Below are 23,891 nucleotides of genomic sequence, written 5' to 3'. Positions count from 1 at the left end.
CTCGCGGCATCCGCTCTTCGCCGTCTACAGCGCGCACAACTCCGGATGCCGCGAGCGACACGCCGAAGCGGAGCGCACGACGCGCCATGACAGCGCCGTGCAACCCGGAGTTGCGCACACGCGCGCCCTGTCGAGCAAGCCCGGGCGCGCGGATAGCATGATCGGATGACCGACTTCACGGTGCGCCGCGCGCGCACGAGCGACGTGCCCAAGATCGTGGCCCTCGTGGAGCCGCTCGTGCAGCGACGCATCCTGCTCGGCAAGGAGCGGGTCGACCTCTACGGCTCGGTGCAGGAGTTCCGCGTCGCGGAGGCATCCGACGGCCGCCTCATCGGCGCGGGCGCGTTGCACGTCATGTGGGAGGACCTCGGCGAGGTGCGCACGCTTGCCGTCGACGACGAGTGGCTCGGCCACGGGGTCGGCCACGCGCTCCTCGACGCGCTCGAAGCCGATGCCCGCGAGCTCGGCCTCACCCGCCTGTTCTGCCTGACGTTCGAGGTGGGCTTCTTCAATCGCCACGGCTTCGAGGACATGGGCTCCGAGACCGTCGACCCCGAGGTCTACGGCGAGCTCGTGCGCTCGCACGACGAGGGCGTGGCCGAGTTCCTCGACCTGGCGCGCGTCAAGCAGAACACCCTCGGCAACACGCGGATGCTGAAGCTTCTCTGAGCGCTCGCCCGGCACGCCGAGCGGATGCCGCCCCCGGCAGCATCCCGGTCGTACCCTGTGTGCATGTCGACGAACCCAACACCAGCCGGGCGTCAATCGCCGCAGGTGTACCGTCGACGCCGGCTCGTGGTGCTGCTCGGCCTCATCGCCGTGATCGTCGCGGTCGTGCTCATCATCGTGAGACCCGGCGAGAGCCAGGGCGGCGAGGGCACTGGGCCCGGAACGGATGCCTCGACGCCACCGACGACGGCGCCGGCCGACGCGTCGACCATCCCGACCGAGCCCACCGCGGCCGACGGCGACCCGTGCGCCGAGAAGAACGTGCTCGTCGAGGCCACGACCGACAAGCTCGAGTACCAGGCCGGTGAGCAACCGCAGCTCTCGGTCACGATCACGAACACCGGCTCGAACGTGTGCATGCTGAACGTCGGCACCAAGGTGCAGGTGTTCACGATCAAGAGCGGCGAAGAGGTCTACTGGACCTCCACCGACTGTCAGGTCGACGCGATCGACGCTGAGGTCTCGCTCCAGCCCGGCACCCCCATCAGCTCGAGCGTGCCGATCATCTGGGACCGCACTCGGTCGAGCACCGAAACGTGCGATGGCCCACGTGAATCGGTTCCGGCTGGCGGCGCGTCGTATCACCTCGGGGTCTCGGTCGCCGGCTTCGCTGCTGACGAGACGAAGCAGTTCCTGCTCTACTGACTCCCGACGCCGGCGCGCTTCGCTGCCGTGTCACCCGGAAAGGGGATTCCCAAACGGTGGCAGGTTGGAGTATCAACGAAATAGCGGGGGGAACTGGGGGAAATTGGGTCTCTCAGGGTGCAGTTCGGCGCTGACCGCTATTCAGCGCAGGTCTGCCGCTCTCGCTGCGAGAGTGCGGCTGAATCGCGCCGCACTCTCGCGGCCCTCGAACGCGAGCATGCCCGCGCCATCCGCTCGATAGCCTTGAGGTATGGCAGGCAAGGCACGAAAGAAGCCCGCGGCGGAGCCGTTGGAGTTCCGCTCGCAGGCGCTCGCGGAGGCGCTCGAGCGGCAGGACATCGCGGCGGTGGCGCTCGCGTTGCGCCACGGCAACACCGTCGTGCCGCTCGTGAAGCCCGGGCCGCGCGACAAGCCGCTCGACGGCGGCGAGGTGTGGATGTACCGCGACCCGAGCACGGGCGACGTGGCGCTGCTGCTCTTCAGCGATGCGGTGAACAAGCCTGAGAACCTGCCGCCCGCCGTGGGGCTGCAGAGTCCCGCGTGGCTGAAGTCGTTCCTGAAGCGCTACGAGTCGACGATCACGACGGTGTTCCTCGACATCGCCGGGCCGCATCCGATGCAGGCTCCGCCGTCGGAGCTCTTGCGGGCGCTCGAGGCGTAGGGCGCGGCTACCGGCCGCAACAGCAGCCCAACTCAGTCGCGGCGAGCGCAGTGGACGGTCGGCTCAGAACGCGACGTCGAGTTCGCGCTCGCGTGCGCTCGTGGATGCCATCATCGCGTGCTCGACCGCACTGCGAACGCTGCCGGCCTCGACGTCGAGGATCGTCGTGTAGCCGAGCCGGCGCGCCTCGGCGCCACGCTGTCGGGCCGACGTGACCGGGCGCACCTCGCCCGCGAGGCTGATCTCGCCGAACGCGGCGAGCTCGTGCGGCACCGCGCGATCGCGCATGGCCGAGGCGATCGCGACGGCGATGGCGAGGTCGGCCCCGGGCTCGATGAGGCGCACACCGCCCACCGTGGAGACGTAGATGTCGTGCTCGCCGAGCTGCTTGAACCCCGCGCGTCGCTCGAGCACCGCGATGATCATGGCCACGCGTGAGGTGTCGACGCCGTTGACGACCCGGCGCGGTTGCGGCGCCTTGGTGGCGACGACGAGCGCCTGCACCTCGACGGGCAGGGCGCGTCGACCCTCGAGGGCGACGGTGACGCACGTGCCGCTCACGGCGCTGCGGCCGCTCGAGAGGAACAGGCCCGACGGGTCGGGCACCTCGGCGATGCCCTCGCCGGTCATCTCGAAGCATCCGACCTCATCGGTGGGGCCGAAGCGGTTCTTGAGCGCGCGAACGAAGCGCAGCGCGGTCTGGCGGTCGCCCTCGAACTGGCAGACGACGTCGACGAGGTGTTCGAGCAGGCGGGGGCCGGCGATCGAGCCGTCTTTCGTGACGTGGCCGACGAGCAGTACCGGGAGCTGCCGGTCTTTCGCGACGCGGATGAGCGTTGACGCGACCTCGCGCACCTGGCTCGGCTGCCCTGGCAGGCCGTCGGAGAGCGAGCTCGACACGGTCTGCACCGAGTCGACGATGAGGAGCGCGGGGGAGACCGCGTCGACCTGGCCGAGGATGGTGGCGAGATCGGTCTCGGCGGCGAGGTAGAGCTCGTCGTGAAGGGCGCCCGTGCGGCCGGCGCGAAGGCGCACCTGGGCCACGGACTCCTCAGCGCTCACGTAGAGCACCCGGCGACCGGTGGCCGCGACCCGGGCCGCGACCTCGAGCAGGAGCGTCGACTTGCCCACGCCCGGCTCGCCGGAGAGCAGGATCGCGGCGCCTGCGACGATGCCGCCGCCGAGCACCCGGTCGAACTCGCCGATGCCCGTGGGGCGGTGTGCCGCGTCTTCTTCGGTGTTGACCTCGCCGATGGGCCGCGCGGTGCGAGCTTCGCTCAACTGCACCGCTTGCACTGCGCGAACGATGCCGGTCTGTTCGGCCACGTCGACGACGCTGCCCCACTGCTGGCACTCGGCACATCGACCCGCCCATTTGATGGTGCTCCACCCGCACTCAGTGCAACGGAACGTGGAGGTGGGGCGGGCCATGGCGCGAGCCTAGCGCGCGCCTCCGACACCGGCCGGCTCGCGCGCCGGCCACGCGTCAGCCGCCCCGATCCGCCGAGCGACCGATGCGAGGAGCGCAGGGCGGAACGCCTCGGCCCAGACCTCGTAGCCGTGGTCGTTCGGGTGGAACATGTCCTGCGCGAACTGCGTGAGGATGCCGACGATCCCCTGCCGCCTCGTGGTCTCGTGCAGCGGCGCGAGCGTGAGCCCGTACTCGCGAGCGACGTCGCGCAGCATCCGATTCGCCACCGCCACCTTGCGCTCGTTGTGCCGCAGGTGGAAGCAGGGCACGTCGGCGACGATCGCGTGCGACGGCAGGGCGGCGAAGATCGTGCGGAGGTTGCGGCGGAATGCCTCGGGGTCCCATCCGGCGATGTCGTTGGCGCCGATCGCGACGGTGACGATGTCGGGCGCGACTTCGAGCGCCCGGAAGCGCGGAAGTTGGTCTTCCACGGCGAGGGCCGTCGTGGCACCCGAGACGCTGAGGTTGATGACGCGAAGGCTGCGGCCGGTGGCCTTGCGGATGTCACCGGCGAGCACACCCACGTAACTGCGGTCGGGGCTCGTGGCACCGATGCCCTGCGCGGCGCTGTCGCCGAGCGCGACGTAGAGCAGCTCGCCCTCTGCCTTGGCTTGGTCGCGCCACCACTTCGAGTGCACGGGCAGCAGGTCGCTGAGGACCGCGGCGTTCTCGCGAACTCGCGAGCGGAACGGGCCCCAACCGAGGGCGCCGAGCACGTTGATGGCTGCGAGCCAGAGGCCGTTGCGCAGCCTCGACCGCATCGCGCGGGGGCGCGATCGATCGGGTCGGCGAACGGCGGTCATGCGCCTAATGTAGGTCGGCCCGCTCCGAACCGGCTGCATGCGGCCTGAACGTGCGCTGCATTTGCTGTGGAAGGTCGAAGGGCGTCGACGGATGCCGCGGCGCCCGCCTCGCGGCATCCGCTCGTTTTGGCCCATGCGCCCCGGTCGTCTAAGATCGTCCTCGGTACCGTGTCCGAGCGGCCGAAGGTGCAACTCTCGAAAAGTTGTGTGGGTGAAAGCCCACCGTGGGTTCAAATCCCACCGGTACCGCCACGTGAATCGCCCCGAATCCCAGCAATTGCAAGGGATTCGGGGCGTTTTCGTTGGCCTCTGCTTTATGGCGTTTATGGCGCTCCGGGAAGAGATTCGCACGCGATCAGGTCGTTGTCAGCGTCGAGCAGGGCCACGTCGCCGTAGTGCGGGTAATAGTAGTTGAACCAGTTTTGGGCTGCGGACCAGGTCGCGAAGTCGCTGCAGTTCATCGTGTTGCCAGGGTTCGCCGGCGGGCCGGGCGGTGGAGTCGAATGGCAGTTCACCGCGATCCCGGTTGAATAGAAGACATTCCCATGGAGGGCCAGCGATACGGTCGTCGTTGCATCTTCGGCGAGGCTCCACCCGCTGTTGGTGTAGCTCGAGTTCGGCTGAACCGTGAAGCTCGTTTGTGCCGATCCGTTGAAGCGCAGCTCCACCGTGATCGCATACGAATTCGGATTGCTCATCGACACGCTCAGTCCGGAACCACAACTGTGCTGGACGCTGGCTGTCGGCGTGATATCGCACGGCGTGAGCGACTCCACGGCCGGCGCGATCGAGTTCGGTCCACCGAGCAGGACGATCTGGGATGGTGCCATCGCGTTGATGTCGCCCAGGATCGGCTGAGGCACACAGTTGCCTGGGACGATGTACAGGGGCGACGAGAGCCTGCCTGCGAGAGCAGCACCAGCGAGGGCGTCGGGGAAGTTCAGACCCGTGGCCAGGAACACGATGTCAGCGTCGGCGAACGTCTCATTGTTGATGTTCCGGGCTGCGTCGTAGCGGTCCGTGCCGGCGAGTCGGAAGGAACCCCCGGGCAGTCCGAGATTCGTCAACGACGACTCGATCCCCACAGAGACGGATGCGGGCCCACCGGCAATCACGGCGTCGTGAGGGTGCAGGCCCTGAATCAGCGCCGTCGTTGGTACGTCGAGTGTCGGCGCGGCGCCGTTGACGAGGAGCACGGCACCGTCGCGCGTTGCCGCCGCGGGACTCGCCGAAAGCGCATCCGGGAACTTCGCCCCAGTGGTGAGGTACACACGTGATGCGCCGCTCGCGCCGAACGCGTAGTTGACGACCGCGCGAGATGCCGCATAGCGGTCGATGCCATCGAGCCGCACCACATCTCCACTGTATGTCTGGAGCTCTGCGAACACCGCGTCCGTGATCGACGCGCGCCCACCGACGACGACGATCCTCTGAGGCTGAAGCCGTGCCAGTTCTCCGCCCACGACGGCGGGCAGCGCATCGGGGGGCGTGAGTAGCACCGGGCCACCTTGCGCAGCGGCAGCAGGAGCAGCGCTCAAGGCGTCGGGGAAATCCGTGCCCTTCGCAATGTAGACGACCGGAACATTGGGCGCGTATTGCTTCGCGACGTTCACGGCCATGTCATATCGGTCAGTTCCAGAAATCCGGGTTGTGGATCGGCCGACGCTTGCCGTGCCGCCCTTGGCCGGAGTCGTGACCACAGCGCTTCCGCACGGGCCAGTCAGGATGCTGCTCAGCGCCGCTCGTTCCTCAGCGTCGACCGCAAGGTTCCAGCGGTGCTTGGCCATCACCCAGTTCGTCGCGTATCGGCAACGCACTTCCGGCAGCGGTGGCAGCCAGGCAGCGGGGTCCCGGTCGCTCTTGGATGAGTTGACGTTATCGGTGACAGCCTCAAGTGAGATGTCGTAGTCAAGGTCGTTGGCGAAGCTGCGACGCTGCTCTGGCGTCCAAGCGTTCGCACCGGACGCCCAGGCCTCGCTCAGTGCGACCAGGTGGTCGATGTCCACATCGCTGGGGTCCGTCCAGCTCGCGCCGTCGTACCAGGAAAGCCAGTCGCCGCTGACGATCGTGCATCCAGCGCCGAACACCACTTCGACCCGCGACTCCTGAATCAGTACCTCTTGCCTGGAGTCGCACCCGTCGCCGTCCGCGTCGATCCAATGTTCGAACAGATCCCTGTTATAACCGCTCACGATAGGAATGGCCGTTGCGAGGTCTGCGAGCAGCTCTGATGCCGCGACCTGCTGATTGGGCTCAATGGCAGCCGCTGGCGCCGGAATGAGCATCCCCGCCAAGATCACGGCAGGGATAGTGGCAGCAGCAATTGCAGCGCGCATGCGGGTCCGTTCGAAGAATGCCGGTGCCCGAAGAATGCGGGTGCCATGATCGTAGGCCGAAGCACGATCGTGCGGTGCGCCCGATGAGGAAAGGGAGACCCCCAAAACAGGGCGATCTTCATTTGGGCAAAGGCGCCCACGACTTCACGAACGCGCGTGCGAGATATGCAAGGGTGAGTGCCGTGGCAGTGCGGAACAGTCGTCAGAAGCGGGTCGCCGAGGGTCGGGAACGAAATGGGGCACTCGGCTACGTGGTGACCGGGGTCGAGGTGCTCCTCCTCGTGAGTTCCGCGGCCTACGTGCTGACCGCCGGTACGCCACTCCTCTTCGCCTGGGAGGCGTTCGCCGCCGTGTACCTGATCGGCATCTTCGCGGTCGCGCGATGGACGTCGCTCCGAGAATCATCCACGTTCGTCACTGAGCGCATCGGTGCACTCGACACCCTCTCGTGGGTCCTCCCGCTCGGCTCGAGTGTCGCGGGCATCAACTCGGCCGTGCTCATCCTCTCGGGTTACGGCAGCGGTGACGACCCGAGCACGATCCTGATCGCGGTCGCGGGTTCGGTGGGCATCATCCTCTCCTGGCTGCTCCTGCACGTCGGATTCGCACAGATCTACGAATCGAGCTTCGCCTCAGACCCCGATGGTCCGAACATCATGTTCCCCAAGCGCCCCGTGCCGTTCTTCGCCGACTTCCTCTACTTCTCGTTCACCATCGGCACGGCCTTCGCGACATCCGATGCCCGCGTCGACACCTCTCGGTCCCGCTGGATCGTGATGATGCACAGCATCATCAGCTTCCTCTACAACGCACTCGTCGTCGCTGTCGCGTTCCAGATCCTCCAGCAGCTCATCCGCGGCTGACCGCAGGTTTCCACATCGCCGGCGGCGCCGCGCCGGGGATGCATCAGTGAGACTGGGAGCCGAGTTCGATCACGAACACGCCCAGGGCGATGAAGACGATGCCGACGGCCATGCGCCAGGTGAGCCGCTCGCCGAAGAAGACGCGCGCTCCGATCGCGGTGAGGGCGACCCCGCTCGCGGCCCAGATGCCGTAGGCGATGCCAACGGGCATTCCGTTCGCGAGCGCGACCGTGAGTAGTGTGAACGCAGCCGCATAGAACACGGCGACCGGTGCGATCCACCGCTTATTCCGGAATCCCTCGGATGCGCGGAGTGACAGCGTTGCGGCCACCTCGGTGAGGATGGCCCCGGCGAGGAGGAACCAGGTCATCGCGACACCTCCATGGCGTCGTCCGTTTCGGGCGCCACCGCGGGCGCCGGTGCGGGCGAGGGTGGTCGGGCTTGGCCGGTCTCGACGAGGACGACGCCGACGATCACGATCGCAATGCCGAGGCCGATCGTGAACGTGAACGGTTCGCCGAAGACGACGGAGGCGATCACTGCGGTGAGGGCGACACCGGTAGCGGCCCAGATGCCGTAGACGGTACCGATGGGCGCTCCGAGGCGGAGCAGCACGGACAGCGCCACGAACGCCCCGGCGTAGCCCGCGACCGCGAGAATCGCCCACCATGGGGAGTCGATCGCCGCGCGCAACGAGAGCGTTGCGGTGACCTCGAGGGCGATCGCGGCGCTGAGGATGAGCCACTTCTTCACGAGCGTGCTCCCGCAACGAGGTCCGTCAACTGGCCGAGCAACGCTGTCCGCTGCTCCGCCGTCACACTCAGGACGCCGGTCGCCTCCGAGATCCAGAGGCCATTCGCTGCAAGCCAGACCAGCAGCAACGGAGTGTTCTCAGCGCCCGTGCCGAAACCGAACCAGGTGCGGACGTACTCGAGCCAGGGGGCGGAGAGTTCAGGACGACGGACGGCTTCACTGAAGACGACGAACTCTCCCTGGGTCGCGCCGCCCTCGCCAGCGAAGCGCACGAATGCCCGTACCCGATCAGGGAGGCTCGATTCCTCGAGCGGCACCCCGAGGACGTCGCGCAATTCGGCCTGCCAGCGCGCGATGACGTGCTCGATGAGGGCGATCATCATGGCGTCCTTCGTGGCGAAGTGGTACATCAGGCCGGCCTTGGTAAGACCGGCTTCGCGGGCCACTGAGTCGTACGTGATGTCAGCGCCGCCGACGGCGTCGACGACCCGAAGAGCAGCATCGAGGATGTCGGAGCGGGAGCTATGTCTCATGTTCAAACTATACCATACGTACGGTAAAGTTTGAGGCTCGTAGCTCACTGGCCCCTGCGCGGCGCGGCGTGACCCGTTCAACGAGCGGAAGCCAGGAGGCCTTTCGCCTTCGACCTCGACGGTGTCGGCATCGCCCGCGTGATACGCGCAATACCCTGCCCTGCCGCGCGCGCGAGCCACCACACCACGATGCCGACCGCGAACGAGGCGAGCGTCGCGAGCGCGGGGGAGACCTCCTCGATCGGTGGGTACACCTGCCAGTGCGTGAGGTAGACGTACATCGACGACGCGGCGAGCACGACGACGGCCGGCACGAGCACGCGCGGGACGCGCAGTACCGGCATCCAGCACAGCAGCAGGCAGCCCGCGACGACGATGGCCTCGCGCAGCGGCTCGCCGAAGAACCCGGGCGCGACGACGAGCACGGCCGCGCTCGCGATGAGGCGGCGGGTGAGGGTGTCGGCGCGTGCGATGAGCCAGCCGAGCACGACGAAGGCCACGACGCTGAGCACCGCGTACCGCTCCACGCGCTCCGCCTCGATGCCGCCGATAACCAGCATCCTCGCGGCGAACGCCGCCGCGAGCAGGATGAACGCGAGGCCGAACGGATGCCGCCGCTCGAACCGGTCGACCCACGGGATCGCGAGCAGCGCCGCGACGCCGACGAGCGTCCAGATGATCGCCTCGAGGAACCAGAACTGCCATTGTTCGGACCACACCGACTGCTGGCCGAGCACGCCGTTCAGGAGCGCCGCCGTCGACGGATCGTAGAAGCCGGTCGTCAGGGCGACCCCGCCGATCCAGATCACGGCTGGCACCGCGATCCAGGCGGCCGCCCGCAGCAACCCGGTCACGCGGGCGGCGCCGGATGCCCCGGTGACTCGGAACCTCACGAGGTTGTAGCCCGCGACCGCGAGCAGCAGGTGCGCGCCGCCCTTCACGTCGATGAGGTCGGTGTGCGTCGCGACGATGAGCACGATCGCCGCAGCCCGCAGGAGCACGGAGGTCTCCATTGAGGTGGTGCGCGGTCGGCGTCGGCGGCGCGGGGTCTTCGTGTTCGTGCCGGCCGGCTCCGCCGTCTCGGCAGTCGTGGTGCTCGGCTCAGGAGCAACGACCGCAGCCAGTTCGCGGATGCGGCGTTCGGGCCAGTCCCGCGGCAGCGTGCCGAGCATCCGCCCGAGCCGCACCGAGACCTCGACGTAGCTCAGCGAGTCGCCGTCGAGCGAGACGAACGAGTCATCCGCAGTGGCATCCGGCCGCCCGAGGAGTTCGGCGTAGAGCTCGCGGATCCGCTCCGATGCCGGCGCTGTCGCGTCATCCGGCTCCGCGTGCTCGAGGCGGCGAGCGTGCGCGATGAGGGTCGCGTCATCGGGCTTTCCCGACGCGGTGCGCGGGAAACGATCCACGGCGTGCACCGCGAACGCGTGCGCCGGCAGCCCGAGCCGCTGGGCGATGACATCCCGTGCGGCGGGGACGAATCGCTCGGCGCGGACGAACACCGCCAGCCGCTCGTCGCACGCGACGGCACGGGCATCGATGCCCGCTTCGAGCAGCAGCTCCTCGACCCGGTCGAGGGACATGCGCAGCCCGAACGTCTTCACGAAGCGGCTCGACCGGCCGACGATCTCGTAGAGGCCGTCGTCGTGCTGGCGGGCGATGTCTCCCGTGCGCAGTTCCGTCAGCACCTGGCCGAGCGCGAAGTCGCCGGCGTCCTCGGCGTAGCCCATCATGACGTTCGGGCCCGAATAGACGAGTTCGCCCTCGTCGTCGCCGTCGATGCGGAAGCTGCCGCCGGGGATCGGAACACCGATGGTGCCCGCGCGCGCCTCGGCCAGTTCGGGCGGCAGGTAGGCCATCCGGGCGGTTGCCTCGGTCTGGCCGTACATCACGAAGAAGCGGAAGTCGTGGTCGCGCCCGAGCCCGGCGTAGTGCCTCACGGCGTCGGCGGGAAGCCGCCCGCCCGCTTGCGTGACGTGCCGAAGCGTTGCCGGCACACGATCGGCGAACCCGGCGCCCTCGAGGAGCTCGAAGGTGTACGGCACGCCCGCGAACGAGGTCGCGCCGACGCGGTCGAACTCGCTCCAGAACAGCGGGTCGACCACCGATCGCGCGGTGAGGTGCACGCTCGCTCCTGTGAGCAGGTGGCTGTTGATCACCGACAGCCCGTAGCAGTAGTGCATCGGGAGGGTGGTGGCCGCGCGGTCGTCGGAACGGAGTCCGAGGTACTCGGCGATGCTCGCGGCATTGCTCTCGAGATTGCAGCGGGAGAGCCGCACGAGCTTCGGCGACCCGGTGGATCCCGAGGTGCTCGTGAGCATCGCGAACTCGGGGTGCAGTGCGTGCCGCGTGCCGGGCCGGCGCTCCTCGAACCGCAAGCCGTCGTTGCCGTCGCCATCGCCGCTGCCGTCGACGATCACGTCGGGGTCGAAGCGGTCGACGAGGTTTCGGCGATGTGCTTCGGCCTGGTCGCTGCCCGAGCCGTCGAGGAGCAGCACCGGGTGCCCGCCGGCGACGGCTGCGAGGTAGGCCACGAGCGAGTCGACGGAGTTCGTGCACGAGACGAAGACGAGCCTGCGGATGTCTCCGAGCGAGCGTCGGGCGTCGTCGACCCGGTCTCGCAGCTCACCTCGCGTCATCGTGCGCTCTGCCGTGGTGATCGCGAGGTCGTCGTCGGCACCGACCGCGAGGAGGTCGAGCCCGACGTCGGGCAAGATGCGCGTCGGAAGTCGGAGGGTGGCGGTCGTCTCAGCCATCACTCACTCCCGCCGGCGAGGTGGTCGAAGCGCACGAGCATGGGCATGCTGGAGTGTCTCCGATCACTCTGGGGGCGGGTGATGCAACCAGGTGAGCCTAGCCTTAGCTAACTTCTGAACCAAACGCGGATGCCGAAGCTGCGTAAGAAGTGGACGCATGGCTCATCGCGGAGGAATCCGGCGCTCACCAGCCGCTGCGCGTCGGCGTGTGTCCCTCGCGGGCGTCGTCGGGCATGGGCATCTCGGCCCGCAGTCCCAGCAGCCTGATCGGCCGGCCGGGCTCGATCCTGCCGACGAGGCCGAGCGCCCCGGCCAGCACGACGTCGCGGTCGAACGTCTCGGCGATTCGCCTGGTGAAGACCTTGGTGATGAACGGCGCGTAGCGCACCTTGAGCGTGAGCCCGATCACCGGCCGGCCCTCTGCTGCTATGTCTTCGAGCACCTTGGCGGCGAGCTCCCGCACGGCAGCCTCAATCTGTGCGGGCTCGGTGAGGTCCTGCTGGTACGTGGTCTCACGACTGTGGCCGCGGGCCACCCAGGGCGTGTCGTCGACCACCTGCGCGCCTTCGCCTCGGCCGAGCTGGGCGTACCACGGTCCCATCCTCGGGCCGAACTCGGCCACGAGACTGTCGGGGTCGGTGGCGGCCAATTCGGCGACGGTCTTGATGCCGTGCCCCGCCAGGCGGCGGGAGATCTTCGTCCCCACGCCCCACAGATCGATGGTGGGCCGGTCGCCCATCACCTCGAGCCAGTTGTCGGCGGTGAGCCGGAACACCCCGCGGGGCTTGCCGAACCCGGTCGCGACCTTGGCCCGCACGAGGGTGTCGCCGATGCCCACGCTGCAGTGCAGTCGGGTGCGTTCGAGCACCGCCTGCTGCAGCTGCCGTGCGTACGCCTCGGGGTCGTCGGTCTCCACGCCGATGAACGCCTCATCCCAGCCGAGCACCTGCACGGTTGCTCCCGGTTGCGCGCGAAGGGTCGCCATGACCTCTTCGGATGCCGCGAGGTAGGCCTCGGCGTCGACCGGGAGGATCACCGCATCAGGTGCCTTGCGAGCGGCGATCCGCAGGGGCATCCCTGAACCGACTCCGAACTCGCGGGCCTCATACGACGCGGTCGAGACCACGGCCCGCTCGGTCGGGTCGCCCCGCCCGCCGATGATCACCGGCTTGCCCGCGAGCTCGGGGCGCCGGAGCACCTCGACGGCCGCGATGAACTGGTCGAGGTCGACGTGCAGCACCCAGGAGCTCCGTCGTTGGCTCACAGGACCATTCTGTCGACACCGCCGCGGATCGGTGCCGCTTTTCAGCTCGCGCGCGTCGCCCGCCGCCCGCGCAGGGCGATGGCGATCCCGAAGCAGAGCGCCGACATCGCGATCGTCACCGGCACCCAGATGGCGCGTTCGATCGGGCTCGGCGAGATGGCGTTCGTCAGCACACCGAGCGCGGTGTAGCCGGCGAGCACCCACACGGCCACCGGGAGCGCCCGGCGCGGCAGCGGCGCCCAGACCGCATGCCCGGCGCGGCGCAGGACGATGAGGGCTGCCGCCGCCCACACGACCGCGGTGACACCGGCAGCGACGCGCAGCCCCGGCTCGAGCACGGCCGATGCTCCGCCGAACGCTGCTTCACCCCAAGGCACCCCGGCGGCGAGGGCGATCTCGAACGCGGACAGCCCGCCGAACAGGACGGCGACGGCGACCGCGGCGGGCCGGGCGAACCGGCGCGCGGGCAGGGGATCGAGCTGGGTGTTCATCACGGGCATCCTCTTGTGTAGGCTGAATTGAAGTATCTTGAAGATATATCTAACAGATAGGTACGGCGGATGGCAAGAGTGAAGCAGACCGAACTCGCGGTGCTCTGCGTGCTCGGCGTGCAGCCCATGACGGGGTACGCCGTGCGCGCGGCGATCCGCGAACAGCTCGGGTTCTTCTGGAGCGAGAGCTTCGGCCAGATCTACCCCGCCCTGGCCGAGCTCGAACGAACCGGGCTCGTCGAGCGCCACGAGGGCACGAGGGCAGGGTCATCCACCTACTCGCTCACGTCCGACGGCCGGGCGCGCCTCGTGCAATTGCTCAAGGAGCCGGATGCCCCGGCTCCGCGCCGCGACGGCCTCATGCTGCGCCTCTTCTTCGGCCGCGTGCTCGGACCCGACGCCTGCAGGGAACTCGTCGAGCGAGCAAGGGACTCGGCGCGCCAGCAGCTCGCGGTGTACGAGGGCGTGCGCGCGAGCGTCGAAGCGGAGACCACCTTCCCCGAGCACCAGGCCTACTGGCTCATCACCATTTCCGCCGGGGAGCACACCGCACGGGCCGCGATCGACTGGGCCGAAGAGACCCTCGCCTCGCTCGACGGGCAGCGCGAGCGCTACGTGCGCTAGCTCGAGAGGATCGAATCGCCTCGTCTTTTGCGCAAGGATTGGAAGTCCGCGCCGCCTGCTGGGATCCTCGACAGGGCAAATGGAAAGAGGTCGAAGATGACGAAGGACTCGCTGAGGGTCGCCATGATCGGAACCGCCTTCATGGGCAAGGCGCACTCGCAAGCGTGGAGGACCGCGCCGCACTTCTTCGACCTTCCGCTCGAGCCGAGGCTCGAACTGCTCGTGGGACGCAGCCCTGAGGGCACCGCCGATCGCGCCGGCCGGCTCGGCTGGGAGCAGTGGTCGACCGACTGGCGAGCAGCGGTGGCGAACCCCGACATCGACGTCATCGACATCTGCACGCCGGGCGACACGCACGCCGAGATCGCCATCGCCGCCCTCGAGGCCGGCAAGCACGTGTTGTGCGAGAAGCCCCTCGCGAACTCCGTCGCCGAGGCCGAGCGCATGACCGAGGCGGCCGAGCGGGCACATGCTTCGACGGGCGCCATCGCGATGTGCGGGTTCAGCTATCGCCGCACCCCGGCGCTGATCCTCGCCCGGCGATTCGTCGAGGAGGGGCGCCTCGGTGCCATCCGGCACGTGCGCGCGGCCTACCTTCAAGACTGGCTGCGCGATGCGAACGCGCCGCTGACGTGGCGCCTCGACAGGACCAAGGCGGGCTCCGGCGCCCTCGGCGACATCGGCGCGCACAGCATCGACACCGCCCAGTGGCTGACGGGCCAGTCGATCACCGAGGTGTCGGCGACCATGCGCACCTTCGTGACCGAGCGGCCCGAGCGCGCCGAGACCGTCGGCTTGGGCGGCCGCGGCGACGAGCACGCGCCGAAGGGGCCGGTCACGGTCGACGACGCCGCCGCCTTCACCGCCTCGTTCTCCGAGGGGGCGCTCGGCGTCTTCGAGGCGACCCGCATGGCGACCGGGCGGCGCAACGCGAACCGCATCGAGCTGAACGGCGAACGCGGCTCAGTGGCCTTCGACTTCGAGCGCATGAACGAGCTCGAGTACTTCGACGGCAGTGGTGCCGACCCCGACGCCGAGGGATTCCGGCGCATCCAGGTGACCGATCCGGCGCATCCGTACATGTCGAACTGGTGGCCGACCGGTCACGGGATCGGCTACGAGCACTTGTTCACGCACCAGGCCGTCGAGTTCATCCGCGCCATCGCGGGCGAGGCACCAGCCTCGCCGTCGTTCGCCGAGGCGCTCGACGTGCAACGTGTGCTCGCCTCAGTCGAGGCGAGCGCATCCGACAGATCACGGGCGACGCCCGTCGAAAGGCCCCGCGCATGACGCAACACCGAGCGCTCATCGTCCGAGGCGGCTGGGACGGCCACCACCCGGTCGAGAGCACCGAACTGTTCATCCCCTTCCTCGAAGCGAACGACTACGACGTGCAGGTCGAGGAGTCCCCCGAGATCTACGCCGACGCAGCCGCCATGGCCACGGTCGACCTCATCGTGCAGAGCGTGACGATGTCCGAGATCACGCACGAGCAGGTCATGGGCTTGCGCGCCGCGGTCGCGGCAGGAACCGGACTGACCGGATGGCACGGCGGCATCGCCGACTCATTCCGCGCGTCATCCGACTACCTGCAGCTCGTCGGCGGGCAATTCGCGACCCACCCGAGCAAGGAGCCGTCGCAGCTGCGCGAGGGATCCGAGGAGAACAACTACCTCAGCTACACGGTCGACATCACCGACCTCGGCCGGCGGCATCCGATCACCGAGGGAATCGACGACTTCGAGCTCACCACCGAGCAGTACTGGGTGCTGCACGACGACCTGATCGACGTGCTCGCCACGACGACGCATCCCGTGCAGCCGTGGCATCCGTGGCACCGGCCGATCACCTCGCCCGCCATCTGGACCCGGCTCTGGGGCGACGGGCGCATCGTAGTGACGACGCCCGGGCACAGCCCCGACATCCTCCGCGACGCCAACGTGCGCACCGTCATCGAAAGGGGAATGCTGTGGGCGACCCGCACCGCATCGGCATCATAGGACTCGGGGTCATCTCCCGGGCGTACCTCGACACGCTCGCCGGCGCTCCATCCGTGCGCATCAGCGCGGTCGCCGACCTCGATGCCGCGCGTGCCGAGGCCGTTGCCGCCGAGCTCCCCGATGCGCGCGCGATGGCCGTCGACGAGCTGCTCAGCAGTTCCGAGGTCGACACGGTGCTCAACCTGACGATCCCGGCCGCACACGCCGAGATCGCGCTCGCGGCGATCGGCAAGGGCAAGCACGTCTACGGCGAGAAGCCGCTCGCGGCGTCGTTCGCGCAGGCGCGCGAGGTCGTCGATGCAGCGGATGCCGCGGGCGTGCACCTCGGTTGCGCACCCGACACCGTGCTCGGCACCGGCACGCAGACGGCCAGGGCGGCGATCGACGGCGGCGTGATCGGACGGCCGTTCGCGGCATCCGCCGTCATGGTCACGCCCGGCCACGAGCGGTGGCACCCGAACCCCGACTTCTACTACCGCGAGGGCGGCGGGCCCCTGCTCGACATGGGGCCGTACTACGTCGCCGCGCTCATCCAGCTGCTCGGCCCGGTGCGATCGGTCACCGGCGCCTCCAGTCGATTGCGCGCCGAACGCGTGATCGCCACCGGACCGCGGGCGGGCGAGCGCATCCCCGTCGAGGTCGACACCCACGTCGCCGGCATCCTCGAACACGTCAACGGCGCCCTCTCGACGATCACGACGAGCTTCGACGGCATTGCGACGACGGCCGCGCCGATCGAGGTGCACGGTGAACTGGGCACGCTCGCCGTGCCCGATCCAAACAACTTCGACGGCGACGTGCGGCTCGCGACGATCGACGCGCCGGGCTGGCGCGAGCTCGAGCCGTCGGCGGGCTACGTCGCGGCGACTCGCGGCGCCGGGCTGCTCGACTTCGTGAGCGCCGGCGACGGCCGTCGGCCTCGAGCCGGAGCGGATGTCGCGCTGCACAGCCTCGAGATCATGACGGCGCTGCTCGAATCGGCTCGGGTCGGTCGGCGACTGGAGCTCACCACGTCGGTCGACCGGCCCGAGCCGGTGCCCCTCACACCGCAATCGGAGTGGATGGGCAGCCGAGCTATTTCGCCTTCCCGATGACGTAGGCGATCGAGGGAGAACTCGACGGCGTGAACGTCGACGTGCCCTGGTACTCGGCCACCACTGCGTACGCGCCCGCGGGGAGCGCCGCGATCGAGAGCTTCGCCTTGCCCCTCGCGAGCTCGGCGGTCGCCGTGGCGACGACCTCGGAGCCGCGGTAGACGGTCACGATCACCGTGCCCGACGCCGTCGACTTGTCGGCGGCGCTCACCGTCACGACCGCGGTGCCGGGCTTGCCGGGCGCGGGGGCCGGCGCGTCGAGCTTCGTCGTCGTGGCGATGAACGGCACTGCGGTGACCGACACGACCGCGGCGGCGCGCAGCTCGGTCCCCTCGACGCTGCCCGACACGGTGAACGATCCGGCGGCCTCGTATGCCGACGGCTCGATCGGCTCCCAGGCGACTGCGCGCTGCTCGGTGCCGCCGTCGCTGAGCACCACCGGCACCGCGGCCGGAAGCTCGGGTGCCGTGCCGGCCTTCGTCTGCACCTCGACCGGTGGGATCGACGTGACGGTCACCGGTGCGGCCGAGACCGTGACGGTGGCGGTCGCCGTCAACTCCGTGCCCTCCACCGAACCCTCGATCGTGAACGAGCCCGCCGTCGCATAGCTCTCAGACGGGATGTCGGGCCAGACGACGGCGCGGGGCTCGGTGCTGTCGTCGCTCAGCCCGACCGTGACGGAGGTCGGCAGCACGGGGGCGACGCCGGCGGTCGTCTCGGCCGTCACCGGGTCCACCGAGGTCACCGTGACCGGCTTCGGCGTGAGCCGCGTGTCGAGCAGCGACGCGACCGAGGCGCCCTTCCCGTTGTTGCCGGCGGCGAACACCCCCGCGTCGAGCTTCGCGTCGGGAGCCGACAGGGTCGCGGTGCCGACGTCCTTCCACGGGTCGGATGTCGCCGTGCGGTAGTAGCCCGTCGCCGTCGTGCTGCTCGTGTACTCGAGCTTCAGGTGCACCGGCCAGGCGCCGGCGGCGACGTTCGTCGTCTGCGTGTCGATGTAGCCGTTGTTGTTGGCGTCGAACTGCAGGTAGGCGCCCGTGGGGCTCGTCGTCAGGATGACGTAGCCCTTCGCGGTCGCCTTGCCGGCGATCGTGAGGTCGTTGCGCAGCACGAGTCCCGCGCGGGGGTCGGTGTTGCTGCCCTTGTCGACCGTCGACACGTACGTCTCGATGGCATCGCCGACGGCGACCGCTTCGGGCTGGGAGATGACGCTCAGGTTGTCCTTCGTCGTCCACGCCCCGTCGTTGGCGTCCGAGATCCGGAACGATGATCCGGCGGCCTCGCAGAACGAGGCGTTCGCCGCAGTGCCCCACGCCGCCGAGCGCCAGGGCGCGTCGATCGTGGTGTCGGCGCATCCGTCGGGGGTGCTGAACGTGAGCACGTAGCGCTTCGAGTAGGCCGGATGCTCCGCCGCGACGGTGATCACCGCGGTCGAGAGGTCGACGCTCTTCGTGACGGATGCCGCCGCGCTGCGAGTCGTGGCCTCCACGACCGGCATCGCGCCCCACGCGCCGATGGGCACGGTGTAGGCGAGCGTGTCGGGGGAGAACCCGGCGACCGCGGTGCCGTTCACCGTGAGGGTGCCGAGGTTCGCATCCGTGGATCGCGAGTCGTAGGTGAACCCGAGGGTGTACGTCTTCGTCACGGCGGGATCTTCAGCGGTGACCGAGATGACGAGCTTGCCGCTGGCAGGGTCGAATGCGCCGACCGTGGCAATGGCCTTGCCGTCGGTCGTGGTCGCGGCGACCGTCGGGGTGGACCCGTCGGGGATCGGGATCCCGTCATACGAGGTCGTGCCCGGCGAGAAGCCGGTCAACGGCTGGCCGTTGACGGTGATCGACGAGAGCGTCGCGTCGGTTGCGGGAGTCACGAAGCCGACTCGGTAGGTCTGCACCGCCGCGATGCCCGAGGCGTCGAGCTCGGCGACCGTGGCATACGCGAACGGGTCGGCGGCCGTGGCCTGCACGATCGACACCCGCGACGAGGCGTCGCCCGGCGTCGCCGTCACGACTCGCTCGGCGGGGCTCTTGCCGACGACGGTGTAGCTCCACGTGGCCGGAGAGAATCCGGGCACGGTCACCCCGTCGACCTGCAGGTCGCCGAGCGCGGTCGCCGCGCTCGAGCCGTAGCCGAAGATCTCCACTTCGCTGATCGACTGCCACGTGCGGGTCTGCGTCGTCAGGTTGAGGCGGATCGCGGTGGTCGCCGGCAGCGGGGCGACGTCGAGCTCGATGACCGGGGCGGGGGAGGCGTTGTTCTGCTCGACGGTCGCCGAGACCGAGGTGTCGACCCACTGGCCGGCGCCGTTGTGGTACTGCACCGCGACCTTCGAGGGCCAGGTGGCCGTGGAGCCGTCCTTGAAGGCGTGCACCCTGACGCTCGCGAGGGTGCGCGGCTCGTTCCACGTGTAGCTGAGCCAGCTGTTCAAGGGGTATGCCGAGTTCGTCGCCCAGTCGTCCCAGCCCTTCGCGGTGCTCCCGTCGTTCGTCGTCGCCGCGAGATTGGTGCGGCTCGATGCGCCGGCGGATGCCGCGGGCGCGATGTTGAACAGTCCTCGGCCCTCGACGTCGATGGTGCGGGCGAACGTGCGTCCGGCGGTGAACACGCCGTCGGCGGCGAGCGTGCCGGTGATGGTCTGGCGCCCGGGTGCGGTGAAGAGGGTCGTGTTCCACGTGACCGGCACCTGCGCGGCCTGGCCGTTCGCGGTCACCTCGACGGTGGGTGGCAGGAGGGAGGTCAGGTCCTGGTTCGTTCGAGCGGTCGCCGGCAGCCCGGTATCCGTCACGTTCCAGATGTAGGAGCCGGCGCCCTTGTCGTCCCAGTAGGTCGCATCCCAGCCGGTCGCCCACTTCGCGTTCTCGACGGCGGGGTTGCGCATCTGGAGCCTGCCGTTCTCCCCGATGGTGATCGGCAGCCAGACATAGGTGGAGTCCGCGGCGCCCGAGTTCCACCGGTCGCCCATGTAGACGTAGTGGCCCTTCGCGGCATCGAGCGGGAAGACGTTCGTCGATTGCGAGCCGAACGAGGTCTTGCGTGAGTCGCCGACGGAGAGCAGGCCGTCGCCGCCCTCGGGGATCGTGTCGTAGGAGACCGCCTCGTGCGCATCGTCGGACTGCACGCCGCGGATCCAACCGCCGAGGATGCTGTCGGCCGTGTAGTAGGTCTGCGGGTTCGGCCGCCATCCGGTGGCGCCGGATGCCACGAGGTAGTAGCGCCCGTCATGCACGAAGATCGCAGGCGCCTCGAGCAGGCCGCACCGCTTCACGATCGTGTAGTCGACGTGGTTCTGCGGAGCGCCCGCGGTGCCGTCGGCGAAGATGTACGGGTATCGTCCGTCGGCCGAGAACTGCACGCCCGTGGGGTCGGTCGTGGTGGTCTTCTCGACATTCGTGTACTCGGCGTTGAGCTTGGCGATGTAGAGCGAGCGGTTCTCCTCCGAAGAGTACGAGACGTACGCGTTCCCGTCGGTGTCCTGGAAGACGGTCATGTCTCGCGCGCCGCCGGGCACTGCGCCGTTCTGGTTGCAGGCCGTGCGGTAGGTCGGCTCGTTGTAGAGGCGGAAGGCGCCCTGCAGCGTGAACGGACCTGTTGGGCTGTCGGATGTCGCGACGGCGGCGAGTGACCGCGCGTAGTTGCTTCCGCCGGGCGACGTGCTGCCGTCGGCGTGCCACCACATCACCCACGTCTGGGTGCTCGCGTTGTAGAGCGCCTTCGGCCGCTCGAAGATCGCTTGGATGCGCGGCGTCGTGCCGTCGGCTTCGAACTGGCTGACGTTCAGGTAGTAGAAGAGCTCGTCGATGGTCGCGGTGTTCGGGTTCCCGCCATCGTCGACGGTGTCGTAGAGCGCATCGAAGTACTCGCCCTGCAGCTCGGCCTTGCTCGTGACCGAGCGGAGGGCGACGCCCTCGTTCGACCAGTTCAGGGTGTCGTACGACTTGTACACGGCGACCCCGGGGCTGTTGTAGTAGCCGTTCGAGCGGTCTTCGCCGTACCAGTAGTAGACGGCCCGGCCGTTCTCCTCGCCGGCGGAGATCTCGTCGGTCTCGACGCCGAGCTCGGTGCCCGCGACGAGCTGGCCGCCGTGCGCCTGGATGTGACGGCCTTCGGTGTCGTACCAATACGGCTGGAAGTAGCCCGGCGCCGTGAGGCCGGGATCGGCGACCGCCTGGTAGCGGTCGTAGGTGGGCGGGGCATCCGTCGTGGGCACCGCCGCCGAAGCGACGGATACCGGTGACAGTGTCGCGGCCGTCAGGCCCAGGAGCACTGCGGTCACCGCCGATGCCAAGAACCGCGTACGTCGAGCCGAACCCATTGAGAACCTCCGCGCCGTTGCGAATGTCGACGTGAGCATGTTCACGTAAACATCATTGTGTCTGGAGAGAAGCTAGCACACGTTATCCGGGCCGCACGAGCGTGTGACGTCCAGGGTCGCCGAACCTTCGCGGTGTTACCGTTGTCGCACCGAAGTTCTCGACGGACGCGGCGCACCGGAACGGAGGCGTGTGATGGAACTGCTCACGGCCCTCTTCCGCTACGCGCAGGCGTCGCTCGAGGTCTCGCTCGCGTCGAACATGCAGGCGACGCTGCTGCTCATCGGTGTCGGCGTCGTGGGCGCCGCCGCGGTCGCGGTCGTCGTCACCGCCTGCCACGCGCTGCCGGCGATCGTCGCGGCCGATCCGAGCGCCGCCGCGACGAGGTTCAAGCAGTCGGTCGAACCCTGGCGGTTGCTCGCGCAGATCACGCCCGACGCGCCGGGGCGTGCCCGCCCGAGGGCGCCGGGCCGCGGCATCCCGGCCGCGTAGCGACATCCGGCGTCCCTCACGACCTCGCATCGACGAGGCGATGAGGTGACCGCGCGGCCAGACGGATTCCGACCTCCCTCGACCGCAAGGAACCCTCATGGACCTCTATGCCCTCCCGCCCATCGCCGCCCTCCTCGACGGCGCCCACACCGTGCTCATGGGCCTCGCCGGCCTGCTCGAGCCGCTCATCGGCGTCTCGAGCGCGGCCGCTGCCGTCGTGCTCGTCACCCTGCTCGTGCGGGCTGCGCTGATCCCCGTCGGCATCTCGCAGGCGAAGGCGGAGCGCGATCGCGCGCGGCTCGCCCCGAAGCTCGCCGAGTTGCAGCGACGCCACAAGAAGAATCCCGAGCGCCTCCAGCGCGAGATGATGGCGCTCTACTCCGACGAGGGCACCTCTCCGCTGGCCGGCTGCCTGCCGATGCTCATCCAGGCGCCGATCGTCGGCATCATCTACGCGCTCTTCATCCTGCCGACGATCGCGGGTCATCCGAACGAGCTCCTCGCGCAGACCCTGTTCGGGGTTCCGCTCGGCTCGAGCCTCGCGGGCTCGGTCGTCGCCGGCACGCTCGCACCGGGCGCTGTCATCGTGTTCGGCGTCGTGATCGTGGGCATCGCCCTCGTCGGCGAAGCCACGCGGCGGGTGTTCGCACTTCGACCGGATGCCGCCGCCGCGGGCCGTCCGGCCGGAGCACCCGTGTCCCCGCTCGCGGGAGCCGGCGCGGTGCGCGTGCTCGGCCTGTTGCAGTTCATCACGGCGGTGATCGCGGTCTTCGTGCCGCTCGCGGCGGCGCTCTACCTCTTCGTCACGGTGGCGTGGACGCTCGCGCAGCGAGTGGTGCTGCGGCGCGCGTATCCGCTTCCGGAGGTGCGGACCGCGTGACGGGCGCTCGAGCGAGCCGATCGGCGGGATTCCGGGGCATTAGCGCGAATCGAGGCCTTCGGACAAGGGGTTGCCGCCGATTTTTCACTGTGGTTTCGTGAGCACACACCCCGAAACGAAGGAGCATTGCATGAGTTTCCTCGCGTTCCTGATCCTCGGCCTCATCGCCGGAGCCATCGCCAAGTTGATCCTGCCCGGCAGGCAAGGCGGCGGCTGGTTCGTCACACTGCTGCTCGGCGTCGTCGGGGCCCTTCTCGGCGGATGGCTGGGCAGCTTGATCCTCAACCGCCCCTTGACGGAGTTCTGGGACCTCGGCACCTGGCTTCTTGCGATCGGCGGCTCGATCATCGTGCTGCTGATCTACGGGCTCGTTACTCGCGGAAGCCGCGACCGGACGGCCTAGCCGATACCACAGCTCCAACCGACATGGGCGGATGTCTCCCCGGAGGCATCCGCCCATTCCTGTCTCCCGCCGCGGCGGTGCATCGGCGGGTGCATCGCAGGCGATACTTTGGAGCGATGTCGAGCGACGTCGTGATCGTGGGTGCCGGCATCATCGGCGCTGCGTGTGCGCGTGCGCTCGCCATGGCCGGACTGCGCGTCACGGTGCTCGAACGCGGTGCCGCGGCATCCGGCACGAGCGCCCGCGGCGAGGGCAACCTGCTCGTCTCCGACAAGGGGCCAGGCCCCGAGTTGCGGCTCGCGCAGTACGCTGCGTCGCTCTGGCCCGTCGTCGCCGCCGAGCTGGCCCAAGAGCTCGGCACCGCGTTCCCGGCGATCGAGTACGAGCGCAAGGGTGGGCTCGTGGTCGCGACGACGGATGCCGGTGCGTCGCCGCTGCTCGCGTTCGCCGCGTCGCAGCGTATCGCTGGCGTCGACGCACGCGCGCTCGACCTCGGCGAGGCCCGCACGCTCGAGCCCGAGCTGAACCCCGCGATCACTGCCGCCGTGCACTACCCCGAGGACGCCCAGGTGCAGCCGGTCATCGCGACGGAGGCCCTGCTCGCCTCGGCGCGGCTGCACGGAGCGGAGGTCCGCGTCGGCGTCACGGTCACCGGTGGGCTCCGCGACGCCTCAGGACGCATCACGGGAGTGCGCACGACCGCGGGCGACGTCGCCGCCGGCGCGGTGCTCGTGGCGGCGGGCCCGTGGTCGGGCGAGGTGGCCCGGGCGTTCGGCGCCGACCTGC

The 23,891-nt window shown here is 69.1% G+C and carries 22 protein-coding genes and 1 tRNA gene; 13 read left to right on the top strand and 10 right to left on the bottom strand.

Annotation, left to right across the window (positions count from 1 at the left end; genetic code table 11):
* Window positions 1-165 precede the first annotated feature (165 nt).
* The 3 genes from ESP51_RS14415 (at window position 166) to ESP51_RS14405 (ending at window position 2,035) form a co-directional block, all read left to right on the top strand.
* On the top strand, window positions 166-669 hold the full coding sequence (locus ESP51_RS14415; RefSeq protein ID WP_129521590.1) for an amino-acid N-acetyltransferase: 504 nt from the start codon (window positions 166-168) through the stop codon (window positions 667-669).
* 63 nt (window positions 670-732) lie between these two features.
* Window positions 733-1,374: a hypothetical protein gene (locus ESP51_RS14410; protein WP_129521589.1), complete on the top strand. Its 642-nt coding sequence runs from the start codon at window positions 733-735 to the stop codon at window positions 1,372-1,374.
* 250 nt (window positions 1,375-1,624) lie between these two features.
* The gene (locus ESP51_RS14405; RefSeq protein ID WP_129521588.1) at window positions 1,625-2,035 is read left to right on the top strand and encodes a dehydrogenase; all 411 of its coding nucleotides are present in this window, start codon (window positions 1,625-1,627) and stop codon (window positions 2,033-2,035) included.
* A gap of 63 nt (window positions 2,036-2,098) precedes the next feature.
* Here the strand turns inward: ESP51_RS14405 and radA are convergent, their stop codons facing one another.
* Window positions 2,099-3,466 carry a DNA repair protein RadA gene (radA, locus tag ESP51_RS14400; RefSeq protein ID WP_129521587.1) on the bottom strand — a complete coding sequence of 456 codons (1,368 nt, stop codon included), beginning with the start codon at window positions 3,464-3,466 and terminating at the stop codon, window positions 2,099-2,101.
* 9 nt (window positions 3,467-3,475) lie between these two features.
* Complete coding sequence (locus ESP51_RS14395) at window positions 3,476-4,309, bottom strand: SGNH/GDSL hydrolase family protein (protein WP_241843185.1); 834 nt, start codon at window positions 4,307-4,309, stop codon at window positions 3,476-3,478.
* A 162-nt stretch (window positions 4,310-4,471) separates the two neighbouring features.
* Here ESP51_RS14395 and ESP51_RS14390 point away from each other — a divergent pair.
* A tRNA-Ser gene (locus ESP51_RS14390) sits at window positions 4,472-4,561 on the top strand.
* 71 nt (window positions 4,562-4,632) lie between these two features.
* On the opposite strand, the gene ESP51_RS21100 is transcribed toward ESP51_RS14390, so the two are convergent.
* Entirely contained in the window at window positions 4,633-6,594 is a 1,962-nt protein-coding gene (locus ESP51_RS21100; RefSeq protein WP_241843184.1) for a cell wall-binding repeat-containing protein, read from the bottom strand.
* A 233-nt stretch (window positions 6,595-6,827) separates the two neighbouring features.
* Here ESP51_RS21100 and ESP51_RS14370 point away from each other — a divergent pair, with 233 nt between their 5' ends.
* Window positions 6,828-7,508 carry a DUF1345 domain-containing protein gene (locus ESP51_RS14370; RefSeq protein WP_164990528.1) on the top strand — a complete coding sequence of 227 codons (681 nt, stop codon included), beginning with the start codon at window positions 6,828-6,830 and terminating at the stop codon, window positions 7,506-7,508.
* 43 nt (window positions 7,509-7,551) lie between these two features.
* Here the strand turns inward: ESP51_RS14370 and ESP51_RS14365 are convergent, their stop codons facing one another.
* From ESP51_RS14365 to ESP51_RS14340, 6 genes are all read right to left on the bottom strand, one after another.
* Window positions 7,552-7,878, bottom strand: a complete 327-nt coding sequence (locus ESP51_RS14365; protein ID WP_129521585.1) for a DMT family transporter — start codon at window positions 7,876-7,878, stop codon at window positions 7,552-7,554.
* Window positions 7,875-8,261, bottom strand: coding sequence for a DMT family transporter (locus tag ESP51_RS14360; protein ID WP_129521584.1), 387 nt, complete (start codon window positions 8,259-8,261; stop codon window positions 7,875-7,877). Before ESP51_RS14360 ends, ESP51_RS14365 begins: the two co-directional genes overlap by 4 nt.
* The gene (locus ESP51_RS14355) at window positions 8,258-8,794 is read right to left on the bottom strand and encodes a TetR/AcrR family transcriptional regulator (protein ID WP_129521583.1); all 537 of its coding nucleotides are present in this window, start codon (window positions 8,792-8,794) and stop codon (window positions 8,258-8,260) included. The genes ESP51_RS14360 and ESP51_RS14355 overlap by 4 nt, the downstream gene beginning before the upstream one ends.
* Before the next feature lie 77 nt (window positions 8,795-8,871).
* On the bottom strand, window positions 8,872-11,547 hold the full coding sequence (locus ESP51_RS14350; protein ID WP_129521582.1) for an AMP-binding protein: 2,676 nt from the start codon (window positions 11,545-11,547) through the stop codon (window positions 8,872-8,874).
* Window positions 11,548-11,731: 184 nt separating this feature from the next.
* Window positions 11,732-12,811, bottom strand: a complete 1,080-nt coding sequence (locus tag ESP51_RS14345) for a DNA polymerase IV (protein WP_479683769.1) — start codon at window positions 12,809-12,811, stop codon at window positions 11,732-11,734.
* Between the two features lie 41 nt (window positions 12,812-12,852).
* The gene (locus ESP51_RS14340; RefSeq protein ID WP_129521581.1) at window positions 12,853-13,302 is read right to left on the bottom strand and encodes a hypothetical protein; all 450 of its coding nucleotides are present in this window, start codon (window positions 13,300-13,302) and stop codon (window positions 12,853-12,855) included.
* A gap of 69 nt (window positions 13,303-13,371) precedes the next feature.
* Here ESP51_RS14340 and ESP51_RS14335 point away from each other — a divergent pair, with 69 nt between their 5' ends.
* The 4 genes from ESP51_RS14335 (at window position 13,372) to ESP51_RS14320 (ending at window position 17,020) form a co-directional block, all read left to right on the top strand.
* On the top strand, window positions 13,372-13,926 hold the full coding sequence (locus ESP51_RS14335) for a PadR family transcriptional regulator (protein ID WP_129521580.1): 555 nt from the start codon (window positions 13,372-13,374) through the stop codon (window positions 13,924-13,926).
* A gap of 96 nt (window positions 13,927-14,022) precedes the next feature.
* Window positions 14,023-15,216, top strand: a complete 1,194-nt coding sequence (locus ESP51_RS14330; protein WP_129521579.1) for a Gfo/Idh/MocA family protein — start codon at window positions 14,023-14,025, stop codon at window positions 15,214-15,216.
* Complete coding sequence (locus ESP51_RS14325) at window positions 15,213-15,926, top strand: ThuA domain-containing protein (RefSeq protein WP_129521578.1); 714 nt, start codon at window positions 15,213-15,215, stop codon at window positions 15,924-15,926. The genes ESP51_RS14330 and ESP51_RS14325 overlap by 4 nt, the downstream gene beginning before the upstream one ends.
* Window positions 15,896-17,020: a Gfo/Idh/MocA family protein gene (locus ESP51_RS14320; protein ID WP_129521577.1), complete on the top strand. Its 1,125-nt coding sequence runs from the start codon at window positions 15,896-15,898 to the stop codon at window positions 17,018-17,020. Before ESP51_RS14325 ends, ESP51_RS14320 begins: the two co-directional genes overlap by 31 nt.
* On the opposite strand, the gene ESP51_RS14315 is transcribed toward ESP51_RS14320, so the two are convergent.
* Window positions 17,001-21,293 carry an Ig-like domain-containing protein gene (locus tag ESP51_RS14315; protein ID WP_241843183.1) on the bottom strand — a complete coding sequence of 1,431 codons (4,293 nt, stop codon included), beginning with the start codon at window positions 21,291-21,293 and terminating at the stop codon, window positions 17,001-17,003. The genes ESP51_RS14320 and ESP51_RS14315 overlap by 20 nt on opposite strands.
* A gap of 232 nt (window positions 21,294-21,525) precedes the next feature.
* On the opposite strand from ESP51_RS14315, the gene ESP51_RS14310 reads away from it, so the two are divergent.
* From ESP51_RS14310 to ESP51_RS14295, 4 genes are all read left to right on the top strand, one after another.
* A complete protein-coding gene (locus ESP51_RS14310; protein WP_129521575.1) occupies window positions 21,526-21,822 on the top strand; it encodes a DUF6412 domain-containing protein in 297 nt (98 codons plus the stop codon).
* Between the two features lie 97 nt (window positions 21,823-21,919).
* Window positions 21,920-22,702 carry a YidC/Oxa1 family membrane protein insertase gene (locus ESP51_RS14305; protein WP_129521574.1) on the top strand — a complete coding sequence of 261 codons (783 nt, stop codon included), beginning with the start codon at window positions 21,920-21,922 and terminating at the stop codon, window positions 22,700-22,702.
* 130 nt (window positions 22,703-22,832) lie between these two features.
* Entirely contained in the window at window positions 22,833-23,105 is a 273-nt protein-coding gene (locus ESP51_RS14300) for a GlsB/YeaQ/YmgE family stress response membrane protein (RefSeq protein ID WP_129521573.1), read from the top strand.
* A 116-nt stretch (window positions 23,106-23,221) separates the two neighbouring features.
* On the top strand, window positions 23,222-23,891 hold a 670-nt coding region (locus ESP51_RS14295; RefSeq protein ID WP_129521572.1), incomplete at its 3' end, for an NAD(P)/FAD-dependent oxidoreductase.

Origin of the sequence: Agromyces albus (assembly GCF_004134825.1) — a bacterium.
Taxonomy (GTDB): Bacteria; Actinomycetota; Actinomycetes; order Actinomycetales; family Microbacteriaceae; genus Agromyces; species Agromyces albus.
This window is presented reverse-complemented; position numbering and strand designations above follow the sequence as displayed.

What these genes read in the sequence shown, in the direction of transcription:
- ESP51_RS14335 (WP_129521580.1), top strand. Translation starts at nt 13,372, where the DNA reads ATGGCAAGAGTGAAGCAGACCGAACTCGCGGTGCTCTGCGTGCTCGGC.
- ESP51_RS14350 (WP_129521582.1), bottom strand. Translation starts at nt 11,547, where the DNA reads ATGGCTGAGACGACCGCCACCCTCCGACTTCCGACGCGCATCTTGCCC.
- ESP51_RS14365 (WP_129521585.1), bottom strand. Translation starts at nt 7,878, where the DNA reads ATGACCTGGTTCCTCCTCGCCGGGGCCATCCTCACCGAGGTGGCCGCA.
- ESP51_RS14300 (WP_129521573.1), top strand. Translation starts at nt 22,833, where the DNA reads ATGAGTTTCCTCGCGTTCCTGATCCTCGGCCTCATCGCCGGAGCCATC.
- ESP51_RS14415 (WP_129521590.1), top strand. Translation starts at nt 166, where the DNA reads ATGACCGACTTCACGGTGCGCCGCGCGCGCACGAGCGACGTGCCCAAG.
- ESP51_RS14395 (WP_241843185.1), bottom strand. Translation starts at nt 4,309, where the DNA reads ATGACCGCCGTTCGCCGACCCGATCGATCGCGCCCCCGCGCGATGCGG.
- ESP51_RS14355 (WP_129521583.1), bottom strand. Translation starts at nt 8,794, where the DNA reads ATGAGACATAGCTCCCGCTCCGACATCCTCGATGCTGCTCTTCGGGTC.
- ESP51_RS14310 (WP_129521575.1), top strand. Translation starts at nt 21,526, where the DNA reads ATGGAACTGCTCACGGCCCTCTTCCGCTACGCGCAGGCGTCGCTCGAG.
- ESP51_RS14340 (WP_129521581.1), bottom strand. Translation starts at nt 13,302, where the DNA reads ATGAACACCCAGCTCGATCCCCTGCCCGCGCGCCGGTTCGCCCGGCCC.
- ESP51_RS14410 (WP_129521589.1), top strand. Translation starts at nt 733, where the DNA reads ATGTCGACGAACCCAACACCAGCCGGGCGTCAATCGCCGCAGGTGTAC.
- ESP51_RS14325 (WP_129521578.1), top strand. Translation starts at nt 15,213, where the DNA reads ATGACGCAACACCGAGCGCTCATCGTCCGAGGCGGCTGGGACGGCCAC.
- ESP51_RS14330 (WP_129521579.1), top strand. Translation starts at nt 14,023, where the DNA reads ATGACGAAGGACTCGCTGAGGGTCGCCATGATCGGAACCGCCTTCATG.
- ESP51_RS14405 (WP_129521588.1), top strand. Translation starts at nt 1,625, where the DNA reads ATGGCAGGCAAGGCACGAAAGAAGCCCGCGGCGGAGCCGTTGGAGTTC.
- radA (WP_129521587.1), bottom strand. Translation starts at nt 3,466, where the DNA reads ATGGCCCGCCCCACCTCCACGTTCCGTTGCACTGAGTGCGGGTGGAGC.
- ESP51_RS14305 (WP_129521574.1), top strand. Translation starts at nt 21,920, where the DNA reads ATGGACCTCTATGCCCTCCCGCCCATCGCCGCCCTCCTCGACGGCGCC.
- ESP51_RS21100 (WP_241843184.1), bottom strand. Translation starts at nt 6,594, where the DNA reads ATGCTCATTCCGGCGCCAGCGGCTGCCATTGAGCCCAATCAGCAGGTC.